This window comes from Novosphingobium sp. KACC 22771 (assembly GCF_028736195.1).
GTDB lineage: Bacteria > Pseudomonadota > Alphaproteobacteria > Sphingomonadales > Sphingomonadaceae > Novosphingobium.
Map to the genome: position 1 here is coordinate 3,528,421 of NZ_CP117881.1, position 25,615 is coordinate 3,554,035.

The 25,615-nt window shown below is 57.9% G+C and carries 23 protein-coding genes, 1 tRNA gene and 1 pseudogene; 16 read left to right on the top strand and 9 right to left on the bottom strand.

Going from position 1 to position 25,615, the window contains the following annotated elements; all coding sequences use genetic code 11:
* Positions 1-143: 143 nt before the first annotated feature.
* Positions 144-1,502: a hypothetical protein gene (locus PQ467_RS16155; RefSeq protein WP_274174384.1), complete on the bottom strand. Its 1,359-nt coding sequence runs from the start codon at positions 1,500-1,502 to the stop codon at positions 144-146.
* Positions 1,503-1,649: 147 nt separating this feature from the next.
* On the opposite strand from PQ467_RS16155, the gene PQ467_RS16160 reads away from it, so the two are divergent.
* Together PQ467_RS16160 and PQ467_RS16165 are read left to right on the top strand one after the other, a co-directional pair.
* Positions 1,650-1,970, top strand: coding sequence for a hypothetical protein (locus tag PQ467_RS16160; RefSeq protein WP_274174385.1), 321 nt, complete (start codon positions 1,650-1,652; stop codon positions 1,968-1,970).
* A gap of 13 nt (positions 1,971-1,983) precedes the next feature.
* Positions 1,984-3,477, top strand: coding sequence for a hypothetical protein (locus PQ467_RS16165; RefSeq protein WP_274174386.1), 1,494 nt, complete (start codon positions 1,984-1,986; stop codon positions 3,475-3,477).
* Here the strand turns inward: PQ467_RS16165 and PQ467_RS16170 are convergent.
* Complete coding sequence (locus PQ467_RS16170; RefSeq protein ID WP_274176190.1) at positions 3,469-4,050, bottom strand: DUF4406 domain-containing protein; 582 nt, start codon at positions 4,048-4,050, stop codon at positions 3,469-3,471. The genes PQ467_RS16165 and PQ467_RS16170 overlap by 9 nt on opposite strands.
* 291 nt (positions 4,051-4,341) lie before the next feature.
* Positions 4,342-4,647 (bottom strand): annotated as a pseudogene (locus PQ467_RS22770) (IS3 family transposase); the annotation flags it as partial.
* A gap of 95 nt (positions 4,648-4,742) precedes the next feature.
* Here PQ467_RS22770 and PQ467_RS16175 point away from each other — a divergent pair.
* From PQ467_RS16175 to PQ467_RS16190, 4 genes are read left to right on the top strand one after another with little or no spacing between them, the layout of a single operon-like run.
* Entirely contained in the window at positions 4,743-5,312 is a 570-nt protein-coding gene (locus PQ467_RS16175) for a hypothetical protein (RefSeq protein WP_274174387.1), read from the top strand.
* Positions 5,312-6,688, top strand: a complete 1,377-nt coding sequence (locus PQ467_RS16180) for a 7-cyano-7-deazaguanine synthase (RefSeq protein WP_274174388.1) — start codon at positions 5,312-5,314, stop codon at positions 6,686-6,688. Before PQ467_RS16175 ends, PQ467_RS16180 begins: the two co-directional genes overlap by 1 nt.
* Entirely contained in the window at positions 6,685-7,866 is a 1,182-nt protein-coding gene (locus PQ467_RS16185; protein ID WP_274174389.1) for an XRE family transcriptional regulator, read from the top strand. The genes PQ467_RS16180 and PQ467_RS16185 overlap by 4 nt, the downstream gene beginning before the upstream one ends.
* Positions 7,841-8,476 carry a hypothetical protein gene (locus PQ467_RS16190; protein ID WP_274174390.1) on the top strand — a complete coding sequence of 212 codons (636 nt, stop codon included), beginning with the start codon at positions 7,841-7,843 and terminating at the stop codon, positions 8,474-8,476. The genes PQ467_RS16185 and PQ467_RS16190 overlap by 26 nt, the downstream gene beginning before the upstream one ends.
* A 377-nt stretch (positions 8,477-8,853) precedes the next feature.
* On the opposite strand, the gene PQ467_RS16195 is transcribed toward PQ467_RS16190, so the two are convergent.
* Positions 8,854-10,911 (bottom strand): patatin-like phospholipase family protein, encoded by a 2,058-nt coding sequence (locus tag PQ467_RS16195; protein ID WP_274174391.1) that lies wholly within the window; start codon positions 10,909-10,911, stop codon positions 8,854-8,856.
* The gene (locus PQ467_RS16200; protein WP_274174392.1) at positions 10,911-11,693 is read right to left on the bottom strand and encodes a hypothetical protein; all 783 of its coding nucleotides are present in this window, start codon (positions 11,691-11,693) and stop codon (positions 10,911-10,913) included. The genes PQ467_RS16195 and PQ467_RS16200 overlap by 1 nt, the downstream gene beginning before the upstream one ends.
* Positions 11,694-12,304: 611 nt before the next feature.
* Between PQ467_RS16200 and PQ467_RS16205 the strand changes: the two genes are divergently transcribed.
* Positions 12,305-12,946: a hypothetical protein gene (locus PQ467_RS16205; protein WP_274174393.1), complete on the top strand. Its 642-nt coding sequence runs from the start codon at positions 12,305-12,307 to the stop codon at positions 12,944-12,946.
* Between the two features lie 61 nt (positions 12,947-13,007).
* Positions 13,008-13,220 carry a hypothetical protein gene (locus PQ467_RS16210; RefSeq protein WP_274174394.1) on the top strand — a complete coding sequence of 71 codons (213 nt, stop codon included), beginning with the start codon at positions 13,008-13,010 and terminating at the stop codon, positions 13,218-13,220.
* A 496-nt stretch (positions 13,221-13,716) separates the two neighbouring features.
* Here PQ467_RS16210 and PQ467_RS16215 read toward each other — a convergent pair whose 3' ends face one another.
* Together PQ467_RS16215 and PQ467_RS16220 are read right to left on the bottom strand one after the other, a co-directional pair.
* Positions 13,717-14,964 carry a tyrosine-type recombinase/integrase gene (locus PQ467_RS16215; RefSeq protein WP_274174395.1) on the bottom strand — a complete coding sequence of 416 codons (1,248 nt, stop codon included), beginning with the start codon at positions 14,962-14,964 and terminating at the stop codon, positions 13,717-13,719.
* A 165-nt stretch (positions 14,965-15,129) separates the two neighbouring features.
* Positions 15,130-15,203: transfer RNA gene (locus PQ467_RS16220), tRNA-Cys, on the bottom strand.
* Between the two features lie 313 nt (positions 15,204-15,516).
* Here PQ467_RS16220 and PQ467_RS16225 point away from each other — a divergent pair.
* The 8 genes from PQ467_RS16225 to PQ467_RS16260 are packed head-to-tail and all read left to right on the top strand — an operon-like array spanning position 15,517 to position 22,960.
* Positions 15,517-16,629 (top strand): S-(hydroxymethyl)glutathione dehydrogenase/class III alcohol dehydrogenase, encoded by a 1,113-nt coding sequence (locus tag PQ467_RS16225; protein ID WP_274174396.1) that lies wholly within the window; start codon positions 15,517-15,519, stop codon positions 16,627-16,629.
* A gap of 11 nt (positions 16,630-16,640) precedes the next feature.
* Positions 16,641-17,024 (top strand): VOC family protein, encoded by a 384-nt coding sequence (locus PQ467_RS16230; protein ID WP_274176191.1) that lies wholly within the window; start codon positions 16,641-16,643, stop codon positions 17,022-17,024.
* Positions 17,024-17,446, top strand: a complete 423-nt coding sequence (locus PQ467_RS16235; RefSeq protein ID WP_274174397.1) for an NAD(P)H-dependent oxidoreductase subunit E — start codon at positions 17,024-17,026, stop codon at positions 17,444-17,446. The genes PQ467_RS16230 and PQ467_RS16235 overlap by 1 nt, the downstream gene beginning before the upstream one ends.
* Positions 17,443-18,954 carry an NADH-ubiquinone oxidoreductase-F iron-sulfur binding region domain-containing protein gene (locus PQ467_RS16240; RefSeq protein WP_274174398.1) on the top strand — a complete coding sequence of 504 codons (1,512 nt, stop codon included), beginning with the start codon at positions 17,443-17,445 and terminating at the stop codon, positions 18,952-18,954. The genes PQ467_RS16235 and PQ467_RS16240 overlap by 4 nt, the downstream gene beginning before the upstream one ends.
* The gene (gene mobA / locus PQ467_RS16245) at positions 18,951-19,484 is read left to right on the top strand and encodes a molybdenum cofactor guanylyltransferase (RefSeq protein ID WP_274174399.1); all 534 of its coding nucleotides are present in this window, start codon (positions 18,951-18,953) and stop codon (positions 19,482-19,484) included. Before PQ467_RS16240 ends, mobA begins: the two co-directional genes overlap by 4 nt.
* Positions 19,474-22,341, top strand: a complete 2,868-nt coding sequence (fdhF, locus tag PQ467_RS16250) for a formate dehydrogenase subunit alpha (protein ID WP_274174400.1) — start codon at positions 19,474-19,476, stop codon at positions 22,339-22,341. The genes mobA and fdhF overlap by 11 nt, the downstream gene beginning before the upstream one ends.
* Complete coding sequence (locus PQ467_RS16255) at positions 22,338-22,550, top strand: formate dehydrogenase subunit delta (RefSeq protein WP_274174401.1); 213 nt, start codon at positions 22,338-22,340, stop codon at positions 22,548-22,550. Before fdhF ends, PQ467_RS16255 begins: the two co-directional genes overlap by 4 nt.
* Positions 22,550-22,960 (top strand): ketosteroid isomerase-related protein, encoded by a 411-nt coding sequence (locus PQ467_RS16260; RefSeq protein WP_274174402.1) that lies wholly within the window; start codon positions 22,550-22,552, stop codon positions 22,958-22,960. Before PQ467_RS16255 ends, PQ467_RS16260 begins: the two co-directional genes overlap by 1 nt.
* 256 nt (positions 22,961-23,216) lie before the next feature.
* On the opposite strand, the gene PQ467_RS16265 is transcribed toward PQ467_RS16260, so the two are convergent.
* Positions 23,217-23,927, bottom strand: coding sequence for a winged helix-turn-helix domain-containing protein (locus PQ467_RS16265; RefSeq protein WP_274174403.1), 711 nt, complete (start codon positions 23,925-23,927; stop codon positions 23,217-23,219).
* Positions 23,928-24,132: 205 nt separating this feature from the next.
* Positions 24,133-25,335 carry an LL-diaminopimelate aminotransferase gene (locus PQ467_RS16270; protein ID WP_274174404.1) on the bottom strand — a complete coding sequence of 401 codons (1,203 nt, stop codon included), beginning with the start codon at positions 25,333-25,335 and terminating at the stop codon, positions 24,133-24,135.
* Positions 25,336-25,615 lie beyond the last annotated feature (280 nt).

A 25,615-nucleotide genomic window follows, 5' to 3' on the forward strand; every position in this document is an offset into this window, starting at 1 on the left:
CCGCGGACCCATGCATATCTCAGACACGAAAGGCGGTTACTTAATAAAGGAAAATAGTCGGTTTCAAACCGATCTCAGTATAGCCCAACAGCGGAATCTTGACCGTGTCCTACAAACCAACTCTGTCCTAGGCAGGGGGGTATTCACCTCACGCGCGGAGCACGGCGGGCAGCACCGCCCCACTTACGTATCACGTCAGCTATGTGGCTGGTCAAACCGAAGTCTCCCACAATGTTCAATCCGGTCGTGGTAGGCAGCCGGCTCAGGAATATGCGAAGGGCGGCAAGGCCTTGCTCTACATCGAACTCTACCCAATGCTCTGCGTCCCCCTGCGTCAACCACCCCTTTCCGCTCGAAGTGGCACCAACATGTAATTGCACAACCCATAGCGTTGCACCGTCATGTACCCATTCGATCCGCACCGGACCGAGCTGACGGGACAATCCGGCGTACGCGCTTTTGACGTCTTGAATGATCTGCTCTGGCAATCTATCGGGAAGCGAGGTACCCAACATAAAGGTATCGCCTGCACCAGCTCGCCCCTCAACTATAAGGCCTTGAGCACCAGAAATTGCAGCGCCAGAATAAGCCGCTGGTATATGGTTCTGGGCAAGGACAGAGGCAATTTCTCCGGACGAATCCTCTTCCTTCAACAATTGAAATGGATCAGTCCACCCCCGAACGGTAGTATATAAGCCAGGCCGTGGTTCTTGAGGGCATGTACGCGTCCAAACCTCGTCGGATCCAGTTTCCTGCCCCAGCGAGAAAGGCGCAACACGGCGGGAAATTACAAGTGTGCGGGGGACTTTGGCACCATACGCCTCTGCGATAAGTAAGCCGAACGCCTTGTCACCAATATGACGACTGAAGCGATTCGGCCAATTTGGAATTGGCGCATCGCGTAGGGTTGCTTCGGCTTCGATCTCCCAAAGTAAGATATGGGTTTGCCGCCACCCTCGTGGTCTTGGATGAATGCTGAATTCTATGCGATCATTGCGTGTACCTGGAAAGGGAATTGCAAATCCGTATATACGACGCAAAAGTTCTAAACCCTTTTCTCGCGGAAAAGATGCTATCCTAGGCTTTTCCACAGCACGCGGAGTGTCGTCTGGTGCGAATTCGATTATATCTCCATGAACTACACCCGATACACCGCCATCCGTCACGTCGATCGTCTCGTTGACGATAAGGTGTAGCCCCTCTGCGGAAAGGCGCTCAATGTTCGCCGAAATGTCGTTCATGGTGGTAAGGCGATATACGAATTCCCTACTGCGCGGATCCTGTGGGAAATAGCTGCGAATGTTCACCGCCGATTCCGAACTTCTAGCCAGCAACGTTTCGATGGCTTGATGAACAGAGGTAAAGGGCCAGTTAGCTGCAAATCCGGCAATGCGATTGGTCGAAATCGCCAAGCTCCCGTTGATTCCCGGGCGCAGCGCTACGTATTGGGCGACATTGCCAATTTCAGCCAAGCGATCTAGCGCCAGATCCTTGTGAAGCATGTGTCGCGACCGTCCCTATCTAATCTGCGGAAATCCAATTACGTCGATCAGGTGCATTAGTCACCATGGATTACGTGACACAATGCGGAAAATTTGCTGTGCACAAAATCGCCACCTCACGTTGACCTACGCGTAAAGACTATTGCAATGTTGGAAAAATATGAGTACGAAAAGGGAACGATGGCCGAAACACTCATCTTGACAGCGCTCACCGCACTGGCAGTCGCCCTCATTGTCGTTATAGGCGCGACCTTTTCAGCTTGGCGTCGTGTTAGATTGGGCGGGATAGAGCAGACACAAGAACTGGTCGCTGCTGAAGCCAACGCAGAGAACTTGGCAAAGGGCAACCTACCTGCTCAGGACAATGGCTCCCTAGTGTCGTTTCGTGAGGGTATGAAGATGGTGGTCGGCGTCGATGGTCGACGGCAGCTCACTCCGACACGCACAATATCACGCGACATTTACTGACAGGAGCCCCCGCGTGAATTGGAGTGGCTGGGCCAATGCGGCCAGATCCTATGCTGGATGGGTGCCGAACGTTGGGAGCCACCTCTCCTTCAGTTTGATCGGCGTAAGTTCGCAATCAATTGTAGCACGTCGCACATGCGACCATTCAGAAAAAGACGGTTCGGTCGGGCGAATGGTCTGCATAGTCGATAAGCGACATACTGATGATTTCCTGCTGCCTGCCGAGATAATGCGCCGGCTCGATCCTTCAGTCGTTCAGCATTTTGTGATGGTCGCAATGACCGAAACCGTTGAGGTTCCGACCGGTTTCGGCGAAGGCCCTTATCAGGAAGAAAACGGGTTCAAAGTTGGTAAAATAGTCAACACGGCACCCGATGAGCAGGGCGCATTAGTTGGCCGTGTGCATATCTTACCATTTTACGCGAATTCGACTCTACGTCAGATCCAAGGATGGATGATTGACGACATTTCTCGCATGACGGTAATGTCTGCGCCGGCAAGTAAGTTGCAGCAAAATGCGCTGTTGGCCGACGTAGAACAACTTATAAGGTGGCGCAGCCCAGCTGCGATCACAGTCAATTTCACACTCATGCGCACAGGCGAAGTCCGTCTCTGGTACGCCCAGGACTATGACGACCTCAAGGAGGCCGATTACGTGCTGGCGGCCAAGCAAGCCTACTTCTTCATCAAGGACATGGCCCACCGGCATATCCATCACGACTCAGCATCAGATCAAATCACGCCACTAGTGAAGTTCGAAGTGCTCCCCGAAAAACCCGATAAGGCAGACACAGATTGGAGGCGTCGCACTCTTTGGAATCTGGCACGCGAAGCGGAACGACAAGCAAAGTTCTGCCGACTTGATAAGCAACGAGAAGCGCTTGGTATTCTTGCCTTCGCAGACGCATTCCAAAAAACCCTCCTGCCGTACCGCCGCGACCCGCATGATCCATCTAAATTCCGTGCCAATGAGTCGGTATACGGTTACGATTTTGGCTATATTCGAGAGTCTACCAAACTTCGTGTCGAGCAGATGGCGGCGAAGCGATCAGCCATTGCTCCATTGCTGAGCGCTATGGTGGCTGGAGCGATTGCGGCTCCTGCATTGGTGAGCTCCTTGGTTTCGACCCATAATAGCGCGACGCGCGACGCCAGAACCACGAGCGCACACGTTAGCACCCAACAGTCAGCTACCCTTGATTCACCCTCAGTTATTCAACTGGGCTTCAGCGAACGCTGGTTAGCATTCTTTGCGGCCCACCCGTGGGTAGCTTCAACAATCACTATGGCAATATTATTTGCACTATATGGCTATTTTCTTAACGATATTCTGGGGAACACTTGGAAACCTTGGCAGCGCCTGCGAGGGATGAGCATTTCATTATCTTTCAAGCTCGCCGCCCGATCTGGTCGCTCGGCCAACTTAACCGTTAACTTATTCTACCCCTTACTCATTCTGATAGAACTTTTCGGATTCTATACCATTATGGATACTATGTTACGATAGTTTTTCGTGCAATTTTGGTCCGCTCAACCTCTTAACTACTTGGGCCAAACGCATGCCAAGGTCTGCGAGGCGATCATTCGGGTGGCCTATCAGACTAGCTGAACGGTTTGTGAGCAGAAAAATAGCTTGGTCGTGTTCGATTATCGCACCATCGGCAAACCGGCGTTCGATATCGTGCAGCCAGGCGCGCTCGTATTCAAGTGCACACCCGATACTTGCATCCCAGCCATTGAGGAAGCGAACCTCGGCGATATGCCGTTCAATCAAGCTCGTCCATAATTCCAGATAATCATCCTGGGACCAACTGGGAACTGCCAGACTGCCTGGCTCGATGACGATACGCCCAGTCTCTTCCCGCAAGCTGTGCGCAATTTTAAGAATGTCGTCAATGTTGGCTTGGATGACCCCATCACTAGCGACGAAATTGCGCTCGACATCCACAATGAAACGCGGCCCTGTGGTGATCGGCCCAGATACATAAATCGCATTACGATGACTTCCGAGGATACAGCGCCATGCTTGAAATATGAGCGAATGCTGCTGATTGACCGAAACAGATATTGTTTTCGCCATGGACACCTTTGGTCTTTCTCACTTCTATAACAGGATAAAATTACAGCAATTAAAATCCATACCAATACTTAGTATTTAACCGTGCATTTACATAGCTAATTTCTATCGCATGACAATGTGAACGAAAGACAATTTTCTATAATACTAACTTTAGCCTCAAAGGGCAACGTGACCATTAGGCCGCCACTGCGATGCGAGCGCCGGACCATGCCAGCATTAACTTCCAAACTTACTGGTTATCCAGATACTCATGAAGACCCTGCTGCACTGACTCCCTGCGCACCAACCTCTCATCCGCCCCCTCGATACGCCGGCGTCGGCCGCCAAGCGCACAGGTTCTCCCGACAGTAATCATCATTGACAGCCAAAATTCCGAATTTGCGGAGCGCAATAACCCTATCAGACACGAAGTCCATTGACCAGCGCTCCAAAGGGCGCAGCGGCAAGGGCATCGGCGCACAGCTAGTCCGTAATCGTTTCGCCCACGACTTCGACGAACGGCAGCCCCTCTTTCCGATAAAGCCGGTAGAGTTTCCTATGACACATCATCACCCCTTGGAGCTCAAGCGCGATCCCTACCCGAGAATAGCTAAAGCGCCATCAGATCACTTCATTTTGACATTGTCATTATTTTTTTAGTCATGATTGACATTTTGGCATTCGATGGCAGATTGGCGGGATAGGAGATACCAATGAGCGACGGACCTCATCGTAGTTTGCCAATGGGGAGGCGCTGGAAAAAGCTGGCGCAGTGCATAGATAATGCATTGTTCTCGAACGATGAAGTTCAGGATCGAAGAGACTCGGCAATATTAGGTGAGTTTTCCCGTGAAGTCCCCGACTCGCTGATAGCAGGACTGCGCGACATTCTATGCAGCTCTGACCAAGGATCACTCTTCACTCCATCCGGCGATGAAATCGAAAACCTCCGTATTCAAGCAAATGGGTCATCGATCTGCAACTTGCTACTCGACTGCGCGATAGATGCTGTCGATTTTGGACAAACTGGAGAAGCTGCGCTCGCCGCCGCTTTTAGCGAAACCGCCAATGAAATTTTGGACCGCCATGCGCGAGGAATGGCCGAACACTATCAGCGCGAAACGGGCGCAAAGCGTGCGTCGCATTTTCAGTCCCGAATGGGTTCAATTCAGGAAGGCCGTTCAATGGAAGGCTTGGTCAACCGTCTCGTTCAAGGTCGGCGGGCAATGGCGATACGTGCGCCCACTCGCCATACGGGGCTCGATGACGGGGTACGTTTCTGATGTCGAAACTCACCTACAAGGAGTTGCCGAAGCTCGAAGTCGTAGTCTCAGAAAAGCGTAGGCGTGCAGACGGTCGCACCTCCTGCGTGATCGGCGAACACATCCAGTTCGATGAGAACAAGCTACTCTCATACTGTTTCGCGGAATGGAAACCGGTCGTCTTTGACATGCTCGTCGTTGCCGCAGCAGTAGAGTTTTGTGATCGTCTCCAGCGGCGTCCGGCTATCGACTGGCGCCGCGACATCAATTTGGAAATTCCGGTTCACGATAAGCCACTTTGGGATTCGCCTACTGTGAAGGATGCGCTGCATTCAGCCTTAGGCTTTCTGACTGGAGATCGTTGGAACGTTTCGTTCGTTCCTCGAAAAGCTCCCGAGGTTTCGCGCACGCAGCCTAGTTTGCCCCTGCCAAGCGGAGCGCGGGCTATCGTGCCGTTCAGCGATGGAATGGACTCAAGGGCAGTGGCGGCTTTGTCAGCCCAAAAGCTGAATTCGGCTGTGATCCGCGTTCGCTTGGGCAGCAAAAAGCACGATCAACCCAAGACGGATGGTCGGCTCCAGCCTTTCACGAATATCCCATATAAAGTGAATTCAAGTGAACGGCGGTTCATTGAAAGCAGCAACCGGTCGCGCGGGTTCAAATTCTCCGTAATCGCAGGAATCGCGGCGTACCTTACCGATGTGGATACGATTATCATTCCGGAAAGCGGGCAAGGCGCATTGGGTCCGCCGTTGATTCCCGTTGTTCAGGCATACCCAGACTATCGGAACCATCCACGATTTACTGAACGGATGGAAAAGTTTTTTGCAGCCCTTCTCGGTCACAATGTCACGTACACGTTTCCGCGCTTGTGGTTCACGAAAGGCGAAACTCTCAAGGCGTTTGTCACTGAGACTAGTGAGGGTGATGACTGGGATAAGACAATCTCGTGCTGGCAACAAAATCGCCATGTGCCGGTCGATGGGCATAAGCGTCAGTGCGGTATTTGCGCCGCCTGTATGCTCCGCCGTTTAAGCGTACACGCCGCTGGCCTATCAGAACCATCGGATCGCTATGTGTGGGAGAATTTGAGTGCCTCGACTTTTGAAGGCGGGGCGGCTCAAAGTTTTAAAAAAATCACCCCCGCTCTTCGGGAGTACGCAATCGCGGGAACCATGCACATGGATCACCTCGCAGGATTGGCGGACTTGCCGCGTTATCAATCAATGATAAGGCGCAACGCCGCGCAGATTGCGAAAGCCTTGGGTCTAACGAATGCAGATGCAGAAATGAAACTTACCTCTCTCCTTCGCCGCCATCGTGCTGAATGGCAGGCATTCGTTGGATCTCTGGGGCCAGACTCGTTTATCCGTCAATGGGCGGTCAACGTGTCATGACGTCGATCTTGAAATCCCTCTCTCCTGAAATCGTGGGCGAACGACTCCGTTCAGCGCGAGAAAACGCGAAACTAACGCAAGCGGCGGCGGCCGGGGAAGCTGGAATGGCCCGCACGACGCTCGTGGCGATTGAAAAAGGGCAGCGCCCCTTAAAGCTGAACGAACTTCAGACCCTGACCGGCATATACAGCACGACCATCAATGAGTTGCTCAGGCAGGAGCCAATACAGGTCAATCTCTTGCCTCAATTTCGGAAGGTATCCGATTCAGAAGATGCGAGCGTTGAGCAAGCAGTTGAATTGCTGAATAATCTCGTGCGCGCGGAAGTGGAGTTGGAGCAACTGCTAGGTATTTCGCGGTCTGCGACCTACCCGCCGGAAACACCAATATTGCCTGGCAATGTCCGTATGCAAGCTGAGCAAGACGCGCTCGACCTCCGGCGCTGGCTCGGTCTGGGATTAAATCCGATCAACGACATTGTGAGCGTGCTAGAATTGCAACTTGGCGCGCGCGTGTATGTGCGCCGCTTGCCTCCCAGCATTTCCGGACTCTTCGCTTTTGATGATGCGGTTGGCCCCTGCATCCTTTTAAATGCAAATCACCCTCGTGATCGTCGTGCAAATACTGCAGGACATGAGACCGGCCATTTCATGTCCACCAGAAGGTTCGCGGACGTGCTGGATGATGCTACGTCAGAAACAATGCGTGAAGAACGCTATGCAAATGCCTTTGGCCGGGCGTTTCTTATGCCTTCCCAAGCTGTAAAGCAGAAATTTCAGGATGTAACGGCTGGCGCCTCGTTACTTAGCCGTCGCCATATTATTGTCTTATCAAATTATTTTGGAGTATCTCGTGAAGCGTTGGTGCGACGTCTTGAAGAGTTAGGACTGATCAAACCAGACAGTTGGGATTATTTCGTTGAAAATGGTGGGATTACCAATAAACAAGTAAGTCAAGTTTTGGGCGATCTACCTAAGGACGAGCACAAGGACGATGCAGACCGCCCTATCTCGCTTCGCATGAGCATGATGGCCGACGAAGTCTGGCGCCGAGGATTGTTGAGTGAGGGACAACTCGCTCGGTTGCTACGCCTTGATCGCTTAGAGTTGCGCGCATTATTGGACGGGCTTGGTATTGAAGGGAGCGAGGCCGATGGGGCTCCTAAACTGCTCCTTTAATCCGAATCGCCCACTCATTCTGGATGCAAGCGTCGCAATCAATTTGAATGCGACAGGACTTGCTGCGCGAATTCTTGATGCGATCCCCAACCCGATTGTGATCGTAGATGTAGTCATGCACGAGTTGAACGCTGGGCGAACTAGAGGTCGAACGGATGCTGATATGATAGCATCGCTAGTTGAATCACAGCGGGTTCAGCTAGTGTCACTCTCTGCAGAGTGCGAAGGGAATTTCCTCGCGATGGTATCGGGCACCGGAGCTTCAACGCTGGACGATGGCGAAGCGGCTACAATTTCTTGGGCAGTTGCCCATGCAGGTATTCCGGTGATCGACGAAAAGAAGGGCTTGGCGATTTGCCGAGATCGCTTCCCAAATCTTCAAGTTTGCACCACAACTGACCTTCTTGCTCACGAATACGTTCTGGCGTCTCTCGGGCATTCTAATCTGTCGGACGCGATCTATAATGCGCTCACTTTAGCACGCATGCGAGTACGCGAACCCCATATCCCATGGGTGATCAGCACGGTCGGCGAGGACAGGATCGCAAATTGCTACAGCCTTCCCGAGTCCGCGAGGCGCACACATTTGAAAATTGCAACCAATGATTGAAAAGATGCAGGCTTCCAACGTTAGTGAGTCGCTAAACGCCACCTTTCCCGGCCAGATGGGCCAGCCTGCTGTCGGCACTCCAGGACATTAGCTCGTGAGACTGGACCATTCGTGCCCCAATGCTCACATGCTAATTGCACCCGTCCAGTTTGCATATCCAAGAGCAGTGCAATAGCTGCCCGACCTCTGCACTTACTGCCAACCGCGCACGCCTAGCTTTCGTCTCTACACCGCGCCGCAAGAACTGCTGGCGAGGAAGCTAGTGCGGCGGCTCAAGGGATGCACATCAGCACGCTGGGCAAGGACCTCCCGGGGCACCCGGTAGCCTGTAGCCAACCAATGCGCGGCAGCCGAAACGCGCCCGGCCCCGCCGTCATCTATTTAGAAATCCACACCTCCAAGTTTGGCCCCACCGCATCGAGTCGCTGCAGTTTGATCGGGCTGCCCGCCACAATTCCGCTTTTGCTGAGGGCCTCGGCAAGTTCCTTCGCAGCAGCCTCGTCACCCTTAGCATAGCGCACTTGGTTGAAGCCCGCAGCCTTGGTCGTTCTTTCGCCGCTGCCACCCTGTGCATTCCATCCGGCATCTCGCAACCCTCTGTTCAGTGCAGTTATTTGCGCACGCGTCAGAATTCCTGCGAATTGGATGTAAACTTTCTGGTCGCGCTGCAATGTTGCTGGCGTGATAGTGTATGAAGGATTCTGCTCGATCAAATCATCGACCTGCTTCGCGTCGAGCGATACGGGCGGGAGTTGGCTTACAATTGAACTGCTGGCCTCAAGATTGTCTGATTGGACCACTGCGATTGCAAGCCGGCGTCGCGCTTCTGGCAAATTGCCTGCTTCGAGCGCCTGACGCACGGATTCGAGTTGGCCACTAGCCTGACGTGCGACGGATTTCTGCCTGATCAATTCTGCGTCTTTGGCATCGGCAGCGGCTTGATCAGCCCTCATCTTCGCATTTTTTGCATCATTCTCGGCCTGGTTCAAGTTGATCTGCCGCTCGATGCCCCAGACGATCCCGGCTATCGCCAGAGCAATTACCATCCAAATCGCCAAAAAGGCTTTCCAGTCGCTGATCCCGAAAAACAGTGGCCGTACCAGCGATCGCTTGACCGCCTTTTCCGCGACCATTCCGAGTTCTTCATCATCTCCTTGGGTGATGCACCATTCCGGAGACCCTACGGCACCCCAGCCGGCCGCCTGCAAGGCCTGGGCCGTTACCCGATAACCGTGGTCAATAAGCATGTACGCCAGGTCGTTATCGAACTTGTCGAGATCGGTGCGCACTAGCCGTAGACTTTCTTGTGTCGCTGGCTGAATTATTCGATCAGCAAACGAATCTCCGATCTGAACATCTAGAAACGTGGGGCCCGTCTCGCTCCCCGCCAGCCCCGCTGCAGCCAGATTGGTTGTGACTCCAATTCGCCGCATAAGAATGTCGCTGGCGCGCACGTTCCGCGAGATGATATCAGAATAGGATTCCTCCGAACTGGTTCGAAAGGAACCGCCTGCATTACTGACGATCAACGTGCCTACCTTCACAGAAGCGCGCGCGTTATTCAGCGCGAACTTCTCGTAGCCCAAGTTGTCGAATACCCCGCCATCGGATAGCAAGATGCCATCGTTGAAAAATGTATCCTTTGGATGGCGAAGTTTCGCGCTGGTCAACCGCACTGGCGGGAACAACGGCGGAAAGGCGCTCGATGCGGCCACGGCTAAAGCCAGCGGCACATGACCGCCATGTGCGCGATGTGGCTCCTGGGCTGGCGCGTTTGGCCCCGCAGAAGGCGCAATGCTCCCGACGACGGACCGCCGCGCGATTGGGTTGGGTTCGACCTCAAACTGCGTTTCTGAAAATGAACAAAGATCGCCTGATGTGAAGCTTGTTGCCAGAATGTGAAGATGCGGCGGCGAATCTGTTCCGAACGCCAATCCAGTCTCGTCCCCAGCAAAACAGTCTGCGATCGAGCCAGCGCCCAGCAACTTTCGATATTCGCGCTGGAGCCAAAATCCACGGCTGGCGTCGTGCTCTTTCAGCCATTGCGTGAACCAATCCGGTTTGGGTACGACAGACAATAGCTTGATCAGCCCTCGAGCCAATAACCAGCGCCGCACGATACGGTCGCGAATGTTGCGCCGGGCAAATTTGATGATCTGGTCCTGCAGCGCCGCGAACTGCGGGCCATTGTACTGCGCCCAGAAACGCACCAGGTGCGCGGCAGTGATGCTACCTCCTGAGACCGAATAGATCTCGCGCACAGCCGAAAGTGCAGTGCGTTGAGCCTTCTCATGCGTTCGCAGCGCTTTGATCACCCCAAAGTGAAACAATGTGGCGCGCAAGCCGCCTCCCGAAAGGCACAGAGCGATCGTGTTCAGCGGAGCGTCGGGACTAGGCTCTACTTGGACTGCGGGCGGAGTTGAATGCTCCGGCATCAGAGGTCAGCCGCCTGCACATGCATCCAGTCGAAATCGCGCGCGCGGCCCAGCGAAGTCCATCCCTCGGCCTCCCAAGCATCAAGAAACGCCGCATACTCGGGTTTTGCAAAAAGCGCGCTACGATGATCCGCTCGCAGCGGATTGCGCTCAGGATACCAATCAATCGCGCAGGCGAAGGCGTGCATGGACAACTTGGTTCCGCCGCGCATCACGCGATTATTGTAGCAGCCGCCATATCGATCGAGCCCCAACGCATGGATGCGTTCAGCACCATAGTGATCAAGAATGGCTTGCATCGCGCGCAAGGCGCTCTGGGCACAACGTGCATTGATCGTCATTGTACGAACCGGCTCATCGCCATAGAAAAGTCGATAGGGCGGCGTGATCGAGGTGTGATTGGTGCCCGGTTGACCATAAAATTTCGCAGCATCGGATTGTTTACAGAAGGCCGGAGAATTAGGCTTCAGTCCGCTCGCTGCACGACCACGCCGTTGCTTATTTTGGAACTGCTCCCAACCATACTGGGTCATCGCTCCCTCAACGCCATCGACGTCGCCAACGTCAATTCCGGCTCCAGTCATGATCAATTGATCAAGTGCAAGTCTGACGCGACTGTCACTCCATGTGGGTTTATACTTAGGAGCATCGCGCGAAAGCCACTGTCTTCCAGAGGAAATTAGTTCTGCAACGGCTACTTCGTCGTCGCTCACGGCGCCAACATCTGATGCAAGAAATCTTTTATCCTTCAACGCGCGCGCCACGGTAGCATCGTCGATCATGTTCACCTCCAAATTCTGGACAGAAGTTTTCATTATCCCCCGGCACCGTCAATAATTTTTGTCGACAGAGCAAATGCCTTTGCTAGATTGATGACGAGAATCGTTGGGGGTTGATTGCGTTACTTAGCAGCCTTGGCTTTTTTGTTATCCGGCTGCACGACTGTGCGGCTCGGGGAAGAAGGTCATACTGCATACTATCTTGGACTGGTCCAGATCATGATGCCGGAACGTCAAGATGGGTTGGCTGCGGTGTCGGTGAAGACACTGGGCGCGGGCTGGGAACGGGGAGCATGGCTGGGGTGGCGTGCTGGAGACTGGATTATTGCCGATCCAAACCGATGCCAATTATTGATCGTCATTCGTTCAACCGGCGAAGCGGCCAACGCAGCCGATGTGATGCGTAGATTGGGGAGCAATAATCCATGTGTAGCAGATTTTACACATACACTGCGGCCATCATCCTCGGGCTCTCGTTAACGGGTTGCGTCCAAGCAACCCGCCACAGCAACACTATGATTTTCGGAACTAACACCCAGTTCGGGATCCGTGCGGGTACTACCCCGTCAAGCGTGCCCGAGGTAAACATCGGTTATTCCCGACAGGAAGCAGTTGTGATGCCGCTCGTCGCGAACGTCGACGACGACGGCCACTACCAGAAGCCGTGTAACCTTACCTCGCCAGTGCAAGCGGCTGGCGCCACATTCGCAGTTCATCCTTGCTCGCTGGTCGCGGTGAATGGAAAGGTTCAAGACAGCTATTCTGTACTCGCTAGCTTCGGGGCAAAATTCGAAGGTGGAACGATCAACGGCGCCACTGCCAAGGGCGGACTGGCGCAGTACTTCGCCACGGGTGTTGCCGCCCAACTCCTGGCACTGAATGGAGGGGCGTCAGTCGTCGCAGTCGGTGACGCCGCAACTGCAGCGGCGACAACCAAACCCGCCAGCCCAGCCACGGTCCAGGCGCTGTTGGGCAACGAGAGCCTGATGGCAAAGGGTGTTGGTTACCGCGATGCCTACACGCAGTTCCGCGCTCGTATCCTCGCCAAGATCGAATTGACCGATCCCACTTTGCTGAAACAAAAGATCGCCAAATTTGAAAGCGACGCTGGGGTTGCAGGAATGGGGATCGCACTCGATTGCGCGGACAAAGCTGCGTGCCAGACCGCACTGACAGATAACGATCCCTACCGCAGCATCTACGGACGGAACAAGTCGAAGTTTGATGCCGCCTTTGACGCATGGACGGTACCCTGATCCGAACGCCACCAAAGGTTCCAGCTCCACGAGTACGAAAATGTGATCGGAGACCATACAGATGTCTAGAACCGTTGTCTTAGGTTACGCCAAGAAAGAGGATGCCATTGCCATGGCAGCGAACTATTCGAACGACCATGCTGTCATGGTTGTCGGCCCGACAGACCAGGTGCTGATGGCCCGCGAGACTGACGACGGGATCGTATGGCGAAGCGGCCCAACTGCAGACCTTTTTGTGATGATCGCGACCAAAGACCCCATCGAACGCCCATAACTGACGGTCAGGTAGTCAGCCCGCGATTCGTGGAAAGTTCTCGCAGAACGTGACGCCACGTCCGTCATGCAGAATCGTGTGGACACGAACCAGCAAGCTGCTGGCGACTCTGGCTTCGGCCAGTAAGAATGGTTTCAGCGCGCGGGACAACGAATGTTGCGACTGTGTGTTGAGTAGCGCTGAGAATTGACCCGGGAGGGGGCATCCACTCCATCAATTCTCGGCGCTACTCAACATGTTGACCTCCACCAGCAGTCGCGCACCGCTTCGGCTTAGCTTTCCGACAGCGGTTGTCGAACGCTGGTTCCCGCGCCTTTATCCTGTCGATGCGGGAACCAGATGAACGATCCGGTTCCTTTGATCCCTGATCATTATCAGGACGGCAAGATTGCGCTCGACGAAATATGGTCAATCCTTGCCCTTCCCTCAGGCCGCCTGTTGCCTGGACCTTGCGAGTTCAACAAAAGCTATCATACGCCCGGACCCACTGCGACCATCACGACCCGCTATGTCCAAATTTCGGACGCAAGATCGTCGCGCCATCCCGCATCTGGTCAAGGTAATCGGACCAATGCTGCATCATGCGAACCCTCTCATCCCAATACTGACCACGAGCATAAGCGCGCCGGACCGAGTTGCTTTCAGCGTGGGCAAGCTGGCGCTCAATGGCATCGGGATTCCAGCAACCCATCTCATTGAGCAAGGTAGCCGCCAGAGCGCGAAATCCGTGCCCCGTCATTTCCTCCTTGGAATAGCCCAATCGGCGCAGGGCAGCATTGATGGTGTTATCTGACATAGGTCGGTCCACCGACCGCAGCGAGGGAAAGAGCAGAGGGCTAAAGGTCGCATCATGCTCGATCTCCTCAAGGATGGCGATCACCTGCCTGCTCAATGGCACCATATGCGAGCGGCGCATTTTCATCTTATGGCCGGGGATCGTCCAAACCCGCTTTTCCAGATCAAACTCGCTCCATTCTGCCCAGCGTAATTCGCCAGGTCGAACGAACACATGTGCCAGCATCCGCAAAGCCGTTCGTGTCAGGGGCAAGCCGTCATAGCCATCAATCGTCCGAAGTAAGGCACCTGCCTCAGTCGACACGGTGATCGCCGCACGATGCGTGGTCTTGGGCGTAATCAAAGCACCGCGCAGATCAGAAGCAATATCGCGCTCGGCCCGCGCCGTGGCGATAGCATATCGAAAAACCTGACTGGCCGCCGTTCGCGCCCGGCTGGCCGTATTGTAGCGCTTGGTCGCCTCGATTTTCTTGAGGGCCAAAAGCAGTTCATGGGCGGAGATCTCCTTGACCGGACGTCGCCCCACCGCCGGATAGAGCTTCGCCAAAAGCCAGCGAGCCTTCTTCACCGTCATCGGCGCGGCGCCTTCGGCCGTGATCTTTTCCAGCCACTCTCCCGCCACCGCTTCGAATGTGTGAGAGGCTGCCAATGACTGGGCAACCTTCTCCAGCTTGGCGTGCTCGACAGGATCGACGCCCCTGCCCAGCAACCGTCGAGCATCCAGAAGCCGTTCACGCGCCTCGCCCAGCATGAGTTCGGGCCAGCGTCCAAAAGTTATGGTTTTCTGTTTGTCGTGAATGCGGTAATTCATGCGCCAGACACGACCGCCGGTCGGCTCAACCAGCAGGTAAAGGCCGTCGCGATCGCTTAGTTTATATGGCTTTTCCTTGGGCTTCGCGCGCGACACAGATGCCGCCGTAAGTCCTGATTTTGAACGATTTTCCGTCATTTTGATGGTATCTCCCCATCGCTATTCGGGACATACCATCAACGCCACCATCAGACGGGTGAGATTTGGTGAAATGGCCCGAGATCAACAGGGGCATAATACCAGACAAAAATGGCAGAAAACAGCCATTTACGAGACCTTCTCAGACGTCCTGAGAGGCAAAATTGGAGGCCCGAGCCGGAATCGAACCGGCGTGCACGGATTTGCAGTCCGCTGCGTCACCACTCCGCCATCGGGCCATCCATGCGGTGAGGCGTCGCCACTAGACGAGGCGGAGGCGGATGGCAACAGCGATTCGTGCAAATCTGTGAAGTCTATGATGTCCAAACGACATGGCCGCCCCAACGCCTGCCCGCAATTCCCGATTGGTGGCCTGATTGGCGGCCCGATGGTTGCCCCGATTGGTGCCTTGCCATCCGGCTTTGGCGGGACCACACTTAACTTTCCGGCGCCCCGATGCCATTGGGGCGTTGACGCCGCCCCCGTCTGGTTTGTATGCAAAGCAAACAAAATGGTCGGGGACTCCATCGGCCTATTCAGGAGAGCATACAGATGAAGACCCGCGCCGCCGTGGCCTTTGCGCCGAAAACCCCGCTGGAAATTGTGGAGGTCGATCTTGAAGGCCCCAAGGCCGGTGAGGTTCTGGTGGAGATCATGGCAACCGGCATTTGCCACACCGATGCCTATACGCTCGATGGCTTTGATTCCGAGGGCATTTTCCCCAGCATTCTGGGCCATGAAGGCGCAGGGATCGTGCGCGAGGTGGGCGCGGGCGTGACCAGTGTTGTCCCCGGCGACCATGTGATCCCGCTCTACACCCCTGAATGCCGCCAGTGCAAATCATGCCTCAGCGGCAAGACCAACCTGTGCACCGCGATCCGCGCAACGCAGGGCAAGGGGCTGATGCCCGATGGCACGACCCGGTTCAGCTATAAGGGTCAGCCGATCTTCCATTACATGGGCTGCTCGACCTTTTCGAACTTCACCGTCCTGCCTGAAATCGCGGTGGCGAAAATCCGTGAGGACGCGCCGTTCCAGTCCTCCTGCTACATCGGCTGCGGCGTGACGACCGGGGTTGGCGCGGTGATCAACACCGCCAAGGTGCAGGTGGGCGACAATGTGGTGGTGTTCGGCCTCGGCGGCATCGGCCTCAACGTCATTCAGGGCGCAAGGCTCGCTGGCGCCAACAAGATCATCGGCGTGGACCTGAACCCCGACCGCGAGGAATGGGGCCGCCGCTTCGGCATGACCGACTTCCTCAACACGCGCGGCATGAGCCGCGAGGATATCGTGGCCAAGATCGTGCTGATGACCGATGGCGGCGCCGATTACACGTTCGACGCCACCGGCAACACCGAAGTCATGCGCACCGCTCTGGAAGCCTGCCACCGCGGCTGGGGCACCAGCATCATCATCGGCGTGGCCGAGGCGGGCAAGACGATCGAAACCCGCCCGTTCCAGCTCGTCACGGGCCGCAACTGGCGCGGCACGGCTTTCGGCGGGGCCAAGGGCCGCACCGATGTGCCCAAGATCGTCGACATGTATATGCAGGGCAAGATCGAGATCGACCCGATGATCACCCATGTCATGGGCCTGGAAGAGATCAACACCGCCTTTGACCTGATGCATGAAGGCAAGTCGATCCGCAGCGTCGTGGTGTTCTAAGGAGAAAAATGATGTTCACCCATATCATGGTCGGTTGCAGCGATCCGGCCAAATCCAAGGTCTTTTACGATGCGCTGTTCGGCGCGCTGGGCGGCAATCCCGGTTTCGGCACCGGCAAGGGCGCGTTCTATCAGCACAATGGCGGCGCTTTCGGCTTCACCCTGCCCGCCAATGGCCAGCCTGCCACCTACGCCAACGGCGGCACGATCGGCTTTGGCGCGACCAGCACCGAGATGGTCGATGCATGGCATGCGGCCGGTGTGGCCAATGGCGGCGTGTGCGAAGGCGCGCCGGGGCCGCGCGCGATGCCGGGCCGCAATCTGTATGGCGCCTATCTGCGCGATCCGGACGGCAACAAGATCTGCGCCTTTGTCGATCTGACGGAAAAAGCCTGATGACCATGGAGCGCCTGCAAGAGATCCTCGCCCGGCATGCCGGGACCGAGGGGCCGCTGTTGCCGATCCTGCATGATGTGCAGCGCACGTTCGGCTGCGTTTCGCCCGACACGCAGCAGGCCATCGCGCAGGCGCTCAACCTCTCCCGCGCCGAGGTGCATGGCGTGGTCAGTTTCTATCACGACTTCACCGAGGAGGCCGATCCGCGCCCCTGTGTCCAGCTCTGCCGCGCCGAGGCCTGTCAGGCACGCGGGGTTGAGGCTCTGGTCGAGGCCGCAGAAGCCGCCGCCGGGGGCCGCGTGCGGATTGCGCCGGTCTATTGCCTTGGCTTGTGCAGCGTCGGCCCCGCCGCAAGGGTGGGCGATGCCTTGCATGCCCGGCTCGATGCGGCCGCGCTGGTGCGGTTGGTGGAGGCGGCATGATGATCGTCCGCATTTCCGATGATTCGCTTGCCCTCGCGCTGGGCGCCGATGCTCTGGCGGCCGCCTTTACCGCGGCGGGCGCGAGCGTGGAGCGCGTGTCGAGCTGGGGCATGCATTGGCTCGAACCCTTGGTTGAGGTGGATGGCATCGGCTATGGCCCGGCCACGGTCGATGATGTGGCCGCGATCCTCGACGGGACCAGCGCGCTGAACATCGGCCCGATTGCGCAGCATCCCTTTATCAAGCCCCAGCAGCGGCTGACCTTCGCCCGCGCGGGGCGGACGCGGCCTTTGTCCTTGGAGGATTACGAGGCCACCGGCGGCTGGTCCGGCCTGCGCCGCGCGCAGGCCATGTCCGGCGAGGCGGTGATTGCCGAAGTCACGCAATCGGGCCTGCGCGGACGCGGCGGGGCGGGCTTTCCGGCGGGGATCAAGTGGAACACCGTGGCCAAGGCGCCGGGCGACCGCAAATATGTCGTCTGCAATGCCGATGAGGGCGACAGCGGCACCTTCGCCGACCGGATGCTGATGGAGGGCGATCCCTTCCAACTGATTGAAGGTCTAGCGATCTGCGCGCATGCCGTCGGCGCGCAAACCGCCTATATCTACACCCGCAGCGAATATCCCCATGCGATCGCCAAGCTGCGCGCCGCCATTGACCTTGCCGCCGCCATCATCGCTCCGCTCCACATGGAAGTCCGCGAAGGCGCAGGCGCCTATGTCTGCGGCGAGGAAACTTCGCTGCTCAATTCCATCGAGGGCAAGCGCGGCGTGGTGCGCGCCAAGCCGCCCCTGCCAGCACTTGAAGGCCTGTTCGGCTGCCCCACGGTGGTCAACAATGTGCTGACCGTGGCGGCCATCCCGCACATCCTGTCCGAAGGCGGGGCGGCGGAATATGCCGCACTTGGCGTGGACCGCAGCCTTGGCACCAAGCCGATCCAGCTGGCGGGCAATATCAAGCACGGCGGCCTGTATGAAACCGCCTTTGGCATCCGTCTACATGATCTGGTTTACACCATCGGCGGCGGCACGGCCTCGGGTCGTCCGGTGAAAGCAGTGCAGGTGGGCGGGCCTCTTGGGGCCTATATCCCGCCATCGCAATTCGATCTGCCGTTTGATTATGAGGCCTATGCCCGCGCCGATGCCTTGATCGGCCATGGCGGGGTGGTGGTGCTGGATGATGGCGCCGATATGGGCCGCCTTGCCCGTTTCGCCATGGAATTTTGCGCGGTGGAAAGCTGCGGCAAATGCACGCCATGCCGGATTGGCTCGACGCGCGGGGTCGAATTGCTCGACCGCATCCGCGCCGGGGCCAAGGTGCTCGATCCGGTAGGCGCTCTGCCGCAGATGCATAATGCGCCCAAAGTGGCCCGCACCGCCGATCAGGACATCGCCCTGCTCGAAGAGCTTTGCGAGACGATGAAGTTCGGCTCGCTCTGCGCGCTGGGCGGGTTCACGCCCTATCCGGTGCTCTCGGCGCTGCGGCATTGGCCGGAGGACTTTCAATGATTCTGGGCGCCGTCCTTGCCGGTGGCCTCTCCACCCGTTTTGGCAGCGACAAGGCGCTGGCCGTGCTCGACGGGCAAACGCTGATCGCGCGCGCGGTTGCCCTGCTGGGCCGCCAATGCAGCGCGGTGGTGGCGGTCGGCCGCGAACAGGCCCCCGCCCCCTGCATCCCCGACTGGCCCGCGCCGGGCATGGGGCCGCTGGGCGGATTGGCAGCCGCGCTGCGCCATGCGCGCGACAATGGCTTTACCGATGTGCTGTGCATCTCGGTCGATGCGGTGGGGCTGGATGACCGGCTGCTGGGCCGCCTGTTTCCTGCGCCCGCCTATGTCGAGAGCCAGCCGGTGATCGGCCTTTGGCCCGCCCATGCCGCCGATGCCGTTGAGGCGATCCTGCGCGGGACCGGCAAACATTCGCTGCGCGCGCTGGTCGAGGCGACCGGCGCGCGCGCAGTCACGCTGCCGCGCAACCCCGCCAATATCAATTCCCCCGAAGATCTCGCCCAATGCGAGGAGGCAATCCATGGCCTATGAACCCCAAGCTGATTACGGCACCCCGGCGCGCGATGGCGCTCCGGTAACCCTGACCATCGACGGCCGCGCCGTCACCGTTCCGGCGGGCACCAGCGTGATGCGCGCCGCCGCCGAGATTGGCGGGGCGATCCCCAAACTCTGCGCCACCGACAATGTCGAAGCGTTTGGTTCATGCCGCATGTGTCTGGTCGAAATCGAGGGTGCGCGGGGCCTGCCCGCGTCCTGCACCACGCCGGTGGCGGCGGGCATGGTGGTCAAGACCCAGACGCCGCGCTTGGAAAAGATCCGGCGCGGGGTGATGGAGCTTTACATCTCCGACCACCCGCTCGACTGCCTGACGTGCAGCGCGAACAATGATTGCGAGTTGCAGGATACCGCCGCGCAGGTCGGCCTGCGCGATGTGCGCTATGGCTATGCAGGCGAAAACCATCTGGGTCAGGCGCCTGACCTCTCGAACCCCTATTTCGCGTTCGATGCCAGCAAGTGCATCGTCTGCTCGCGCTGCGTCCGGGCTTGCGAGGAGGTTCAGGGCACCTTTGCGCTGACCATTGAAGGGCGCGGGTTTGATTCGGGCGTTTCGGCTGGGGCGAAGGGCGACGATTTCCTTTCCAGCGAATGCGTCTCCTGCGGGGCCTGCGTTCAGGCCTGCCCGACGGCGGCGCTGAACGAGAAATCGGTGGCCGAGATCGGCAAGCCCGAGCGCGCCGTGGTGACGACCTGCGCCTATTGCGGCGTGGGCTGCACCTTCCGGGCGGAAATGCGCGGCGACCAACTGGTGCGCATGGTGCCGTGGAAGGATGGCAAGGCGAACCGGGGGCATAGCTGCGTCAAGGGCCGCTTTGCCTGGGGCTATGCCAACCATGCCGACCGCATCACGAAACCGATGATCCGCGAGGCGATCACCCAACCCTGGCGCGAAGTGTCGTGGGAAGAGGCAATCGACTTCACCGCCGCGCGGCTAAAGGCGATCAAGGCGCAATATGGCGCGCGGGCGCTGGGCGGGATCACGTCGAGCCGCTGCACCAATGAGGAAGCCTTCCTTGTCCAGAAGCTGGTGCGCGGCGGGTTTGGTTCGAACAATGTCGATACTTGCGCGCGGGTCTGCCATTCGCCCACCGGATATGGGTTGAAGACCACCTTCGGCACCAGCGCGGGGACGCAGGATTTCGACAGCGTCGAGGATTCAGACGTCATCCTCATCATCGGCGCGAACCCGACCGATGGGCATCCGGTCTTCGCATCGCGCATGAAGAAGCGGCTGCGCCAAGGGGCGAAGCTGATCGTCATCGACCCGCGCCGGATCGACATGGTGCGCAGCCCGCATATCGAGGCCGCGCACCATCTGGCGCTGCAACCGGGCACCAATGTCGCTGTGCTGACCGCGCTCGCCCATGTGATCGTCACCGAAGGGCTGGCCGACGAGGCTTTTGTCCGCGAGCGTTGCGATTGGGACGAATATCAGGATTGGGCGCGGTTTGTTTCGGACGCGCGCCACAGCCCCGAGACGCTGGAGCCGGTAACGCGGGTTCCGGCGGGCGAATTGCGGGCGGCGGCGCGGTTGTTTGCGACGGGCGGACCCGGTTGGGCATCAGCCCAGAGAGGCAAACCAAACAGCGCCATTTACTATGGCCTTGGCGTCACCGAACATTCGCAAGGGTCAAGCACCGTGATGGCGATAGCCAATCTGGCGATGGCAACCGGCAATGTCGGGCGGCGCGGCGTGGGGGTTAACCCCCTGCGCGGGCAGAACAATGTGCAGGGCGCCTGCGACATGGGCAGCTTTCCGCATGAGCTTTCGGGCTATCGCCATATCGCGGATGGAGCCACACGGGCGCAGTTCGAGGCCGAATGGGGCGTGGCGCTGGATGCGGAGCCGGGTCTGCGCATTCCCAATATGCTGGATGCGGCGGTCGATGGATCGTTCCGCGCGATCTATATCCAGGGCGAGGACATTTTGCAGTCCGACCCCAACACGCATCATGTCGCGGCCGGACTTGCGGCGATGGATTGCGTGATTGTGCATGATCTTTTCCTCAACGAAACCGCCAATTACGCGCATGTGTTTTTGCCGGGCAGCACATTTCTGGAAAAAACCGGCACCTTCACCAATGCCGAGCGGCGCATTCAGATGGTGCGCCGCGTGATGGATCCGGCGAACGGTTATGAGGACTGGCAGGTCACGCAATTGCTGGCCCGCGCGATGGATCTGGATTGGAATTATGCCGATGCGGGCCAGATCATGGATGAGATCGCCCGCCTGACGCCCAGCTTTGCAGGCGTGTCTCACGCGCGGCTGGATGCCGAGGGCGGCTTGCAATGGCCGGTGAACGAGGCCCATCCCGAGGGCAGCCCGATCATGCATATCGATGGCTTTGTGCGCGGGCGCGGCAAGTTCGTTGTCACCGAATATATCCCCACCGACGAGCGTACCGGCCCGCGCTATCCGCTGCTGCTGACCACGGGGCGGATCCTCAGCCAATACAATGTGGGCGCGCAGACGAGGCGGACCGCCAACAGCGTGTGGCATGCCGAGGATGTGCTGGAAATCCATCCGACCGATGCGGAAAACCGGGGCCTGTCCAGCGGCGACTGGGTGAAACTGGCAAGCCGAGCGGGCGAGACGACCCTGCGTGCGCTGGTGACCGACCGTGTGGCGCCGGGTGTGGTCTATACCACTTTCCACCACCCCGACACGCAGGCCAATGTGGTGACCACCGAGAACTCTGACTGGGCCACCAATTGCCCGGAATATAAGGTCACGGCGGTGCAAGTTATGCCGTCCAACGGGCCGACCGCGTGGCAGCGCGAGTATGAGGCGCAGGCCCAACAGGCGCGCAGGATCGAGGCAGCCGAATGAACACGACCGACCATCTGATCAAAATGGCCAACCAGATCGCTGCCAACCTTGCCGCGCAAGGGCAAGAGGTGGCGATCCGGGAAACCGCCCAGCATATCATCGACTTTTGGGACCCGCGCATGAAGGCGGGGATCGCGGCGGCCGATCACACGCCATTGTCGGACATCGCGCGCGCGGCGGTGGGCATCGTGACGGCAAGGGCGGGATGATGACGCAGAAGGAAGCGCTGGCCCTGCTGGATCGCTATTATGCCGCGTTCAATGCGGGCGACAATGAAGCCATGCTGACCTGTCTGACCGAGGATGTCGCGCATGACATCAATCAGGGCGAGCGTCAGACCGGCAAGGCTGCTTTCCGTGCTTTTCTCGCCCATATGGACCGCTGCTATCGCGAAAGGCTGGAGGATATCGTCGTCATGGCGGATGGCGATGGCCTGCGCGGGGCGGCGGAATTTGTGGTTCATGGTGCCTATCTGGCCACCGACGAGGGCCTGCCGGAGGCGAAGGGACAGACCTATGTCTTGCCTGCGGGGGCGTTTTTCACGTTCCGCGAGGGGCTGATTGCGCGCGTTTCGGTCTATTACAATCTGGCCGATTGGATGCGTCAGGTCGCGGGATAGGTTTCTATCCAAGCTGCTTTATTAACGCCCTGCGTCGGCTGAACGCGGGGCGTTTTTGCTTGTCTTAGCCATATTGGATAACAGTCTATCCGTTGCAGGCAAAAAAGACCCGGCCGAGGCCGGGTCGTGGAAGTTTGGGAGAGGATGCCTGAAAGGCAGGTTCTAAATAGGTCAGGACGGGCCATTCGACAAGCTGAGAAATTCAGTTTTTCCTATTTTGGTTATATTAAATGATGTTCAATTTATAATTGGTTATTCACGTCAAAGAAATGCCTATATGGATATTATTCAGAACACTGGCATCCATATCAGCCCGCTCAATTAGCTGATATCCGCCCCCCGATGCAGTCTGAATCCACCCCGGCAGGCCAGCCATGGCCAATTTGGAACGCAAACGACTCGTATGCACCGCCACACTGTTGGTTTCCGGCACGAAGGACAGGTTCCACACATCGCGCAGCAACTCGCGCTTGCCCACCGTCTCGCCGGGCGATTCCATTAAGCGCCACAGGACAGCGAATTCGCGCGGGTGCAGCCCCACGGCCTTGTCGCCCACAAACGCGTCGCGCTCGATCAGATCGAGCCGCAAAGGCCCATGCTGGCGCCAGCGGACGAGCGCCTCGGCCTGCTGTGTAATACGCAAAGCCCGCGCATGCAGTTCGGGCAGCGTCATGGCCAGATCGCCAATATCGCCGAAACCCCGCCGCAGCAGGCGCGCCCGTTCATGGCCATCGCCGATCCCGACCACCAGCGCCCAACGCCGCAGCCGCGCTGCCCGCACGCCGTTCAGCCAGCGCCAGACAGCGGCATCCACCGTTTCATGATCCACCAAAATCGGGGCATCGGGCGTGAGGTCCCGGATCGCATCCAGCGTATTGAGGTTCTCGGCCTGCATGCGCCATCCGGCGATGCGCAAATCAGCCTCACCAAAAATCGAGCGTCCGGCCAGCCAATAAAAGCTCCGCACCGCGTATCCCCTAACAGAAACAATTCAGCAGCGGGCACACTGGGCACAATAGCTGAGGCATTGGTAATGCCAAAAAGTTAACGGTCATTTAGGGATCACCGGCCAGTCTAACGCGAAGATTGCAAATAAATCATTAATCAAAAACGCCCGGCGCATCTCTGCACCGGGCGCGATACCAATTTCAAAAAACCTGACGGATCAGAGCTTATTTGCCCGCAGGCACATTGACCCCCATACTCGTCAGATAGCGCTTCACATTGCGCGCGGCCTGACGCAGGCGCTGTTCGTTTTCCACCATGGCGATACGGACATAGCCCTCGCCATCCTCGCCATAGCCCACGCCCGGCGCCACGGCGACTTCGGCATGGGTCAGCAATTGTTTGGAAAATTCCAGCGACCCCAGATGCGCCAGCGCGGGCGGCAAAGGCGCCCAGGCAAACATCGACGCCTTGGGGCTGGGAATATCCCAACCGGCGCGGCCAAAGCTTTCCACCATCACATCGCGGCGCTTTTGATACAGCAGCCGGTTCTGTTCGACGATATCCTGCGGGCCATTGAGCGCCGCGCAGGCCGCCGCCTGAATCGGCGTGAACGCGCCATAGTCGAGATAGGACTTCACCCGCGTCAGCGCCGCGATCAGCGTCTTGTTGCCCACCGCAAAGCCCACGCGCCAACCGGCCATGCTGAAGGTCTTGGACATCGATGTGAATTCCACCGCGACATCCTTGGCGCCCGGCACTTCGAGAATCGAGCGGGTCGGATTGCCGTCGAAATAGAGCTCGGAATAGGCAAGGTCGGACAGGATCCACACCTTGTTTTCCTTCGCCCATGCCACCAGCCGCTCATAGAAGGCCAGATCGACCGTTTCGGCGGTGGGGTTCGACGGATAATTGACGATCAGCACCGAAGGACGCGGCACCGAATATTTCATCGCGCGGTCCAGCGAATCCCAATAACGCTCGTCCGGCGTGGTGGGCACAGAGCGGATCGTGGCGCCCGCGATGATAAAGCCGAACGTGTGGATCGGATAGGACGGGTTGGGCGCCAACACCACATCGCCCGGCGCGGTGATCGCGGTGGCAAGGCTGGCAAGGCCTTCCTTCGACCCCATCGTCATCACCACTTCGGTTTCGGGATCAAGGTCCACGTTGAACCGGCGGCCATAGTAATTGGCCTGGGCGCGGCGGATGCCGGGGATGCCCTTGGACGCGGAATAGCCGTGCGCGCTGGGCTTTTGCGCCACTTCGCACAGTTTTTCGATCACATGGGGCGGCGGGGGCAGATCGGGATTGCCCATGCCAAGGTCGATGATGTCCTGCCCGCTAGCTCGTGCTGCGGCCCGCATCGCATTGACTTCGGCGATGACATAGGGCGGCAGTCGCTTCATGCGGTAGAATTCTTCGGACATCGGACCTTTCCTGTATTACCTCCCCACGGATCACGCATCGCACATACGCCACCATGGCGAAGTGCAGGCGCCCAAACGGCGCCACCACGGCGGGGGAGGCCGTCCCCATGCGCCTTTTTGCCCCGAAACGCGAGAGCGGGATGCAAAAAATTTGCGTGAGGCATGAATTGGCAAACCGGCGTCATGAATTTTACGCCATGGCGGGCCATCAAATGCTTGCCGCAGGCGCACAGTCGTATCATGCTGATAGTTGAAGCGTAAGGCGAGCGGGAGAACAAGC

Excerpts from the sequence above, each read along its gene's own strand:
- PQ467_RS16155 (WP_274174384.1), bottom strand. The coding sequence starts at position 1,502 with ATGCTTCACAAGGATCTGGCGCTAGATCGCTTGGCTGAAATTGGCAAT.
- PQ467_RS16160 (WP_274174385.1), top strand. The coding sequence starts at position 1,650 with ATGTTGGAAAAATATGAGTACGAAAAGGGAACGATGGCCGAAACACTC.
- PQ467_RS16170 (WP_274176190.1), bottom strand. The coding sequence starts at position 4,050 with ATGGCGAAAACAATATCTGTTTCGGTCAATCAGCAGCATTCGCTCATA.
- PQ467_RS16175 (WP_274174387.1), top strand. The coding sequence starts at position 4,743 with ATGAGCGACGGACCTCATCGTAGTTTGCCAATGGGGAGGCGCTGGAAA.
- PQ467_RS16180 (WP_274174388.1), top strand. The coding sequence starts at position 5,312 with ATGTCGAAACTCACCTACAAGGAGTTGCCGAAGCTCGAAGTCGTAGTC.
- PQ467_RS16185 (WP_274174389.1), top strand. The coding sequence starts at position 6,685 with ATGACGTCGATCTTGAAATCCCTCTCTCCTGAAATCGTGGGCGAACGA.
- PQ467_RS16190 (WP_274174390.1), top strand. The coding sequence starts at position 7,841 with ATGGGGCTCCTAAACTGCTCCTTTAATCCGAATCGCCCACTCATTCTG.
- PQ467_RS16195 (WP_274174391.1), bottom strand. The coding sequence starts at position 10,911 with ATGCCGGAGCATTCAACTCCGCCCGCAGTCCAAGTAGAGCCTAGTCCC.
- PQ467_RS16200 (WP_274174392.1), bottom strand. The coding sequence starts at position 11,693 with ATGATCGACGATGCTACCGTGGCGCGCGCGTTGAAGGATAAAAGATTT.
- PQ467_RS16210 (WP_274174394.1), top strand. The coding sequence starts at position 13,008 with ATGTCTAGAACCGTTGTCTTAGGTTACGCCAAGAAAGAGGATGCCATT.
- PQ467_RS16215 (WP_274174395.1), bottom strand. The coding sequence starts at position 14,964 with ATGACGGAAAATCGTTCAAAATCAGGACTTACGGCGGCATCTGTGTCG.
- PQ467_RS16225 (WP_274174396.1), top strand. The coding sequence starts at position 15,517 with ATGAAGACCCGCGCCGCCGTGGCCTTTGCGCCGAAAACCCCGCTGGAA.
- PQ467_RS16230 (WP_274176191.1), top strand. The coding sequence starts at position 16,641 with ATGTTCACCCATATCATGGTCGGTTGCAGCGATCCGGCCAAATCCAAG.
- PQ467_RS16235 (WP_274174397.1), top strand. The coding sequence starts at position 17,024 with ATGACCATGGAGCGCCTGCAAGAGATCCTCGCCCGGCATGCCGGGACC.
- PQ467_RS16240 (WP_274174398.1), top strand. The coding sequence starts at position 17,443 with ATGATGATCGTCCGCATTTCCGATGATTCGCTTGCCCTCGCGCTGGGC.
- mobA (WP_274174399.1), top strand. The coding sequence starts at position 18,951 with ATGATTCTGGGCGCCGTCCTTGCCGGTGGCCTCTCCACCCGTTTTGGC.
- fdhF (WP_274174400.1), top strand. The coding sequence starts at position 19,474 with ATGGCCTATGAACCCCAAGCTGATTACGGCACCCCGGCGCGCGATGGC.
- PQ467_RS16255 (WP_274174401.1), top strand. The coding sequence starts at position 22,338 with ATGAACACGACCGACCATCTGATCAAAATGGCCAACCAGATCGCTGCC.
- PQ467_RS16260 (WP_274174402.1), top strand. The coding sequence starts at position 22,550 with ATGACGCAGAAGGAAGCGCTGGCCCTGCTGGATCGCTATTATGCCGCG.
- PQ467_RS16270 (WP_274174404.1), bottom strand. The coding sequence starts at position 25,335 with ATGTCCGAAGAATTCTACCGCATGAAGCGACTGCCGCCCTATGTCATC.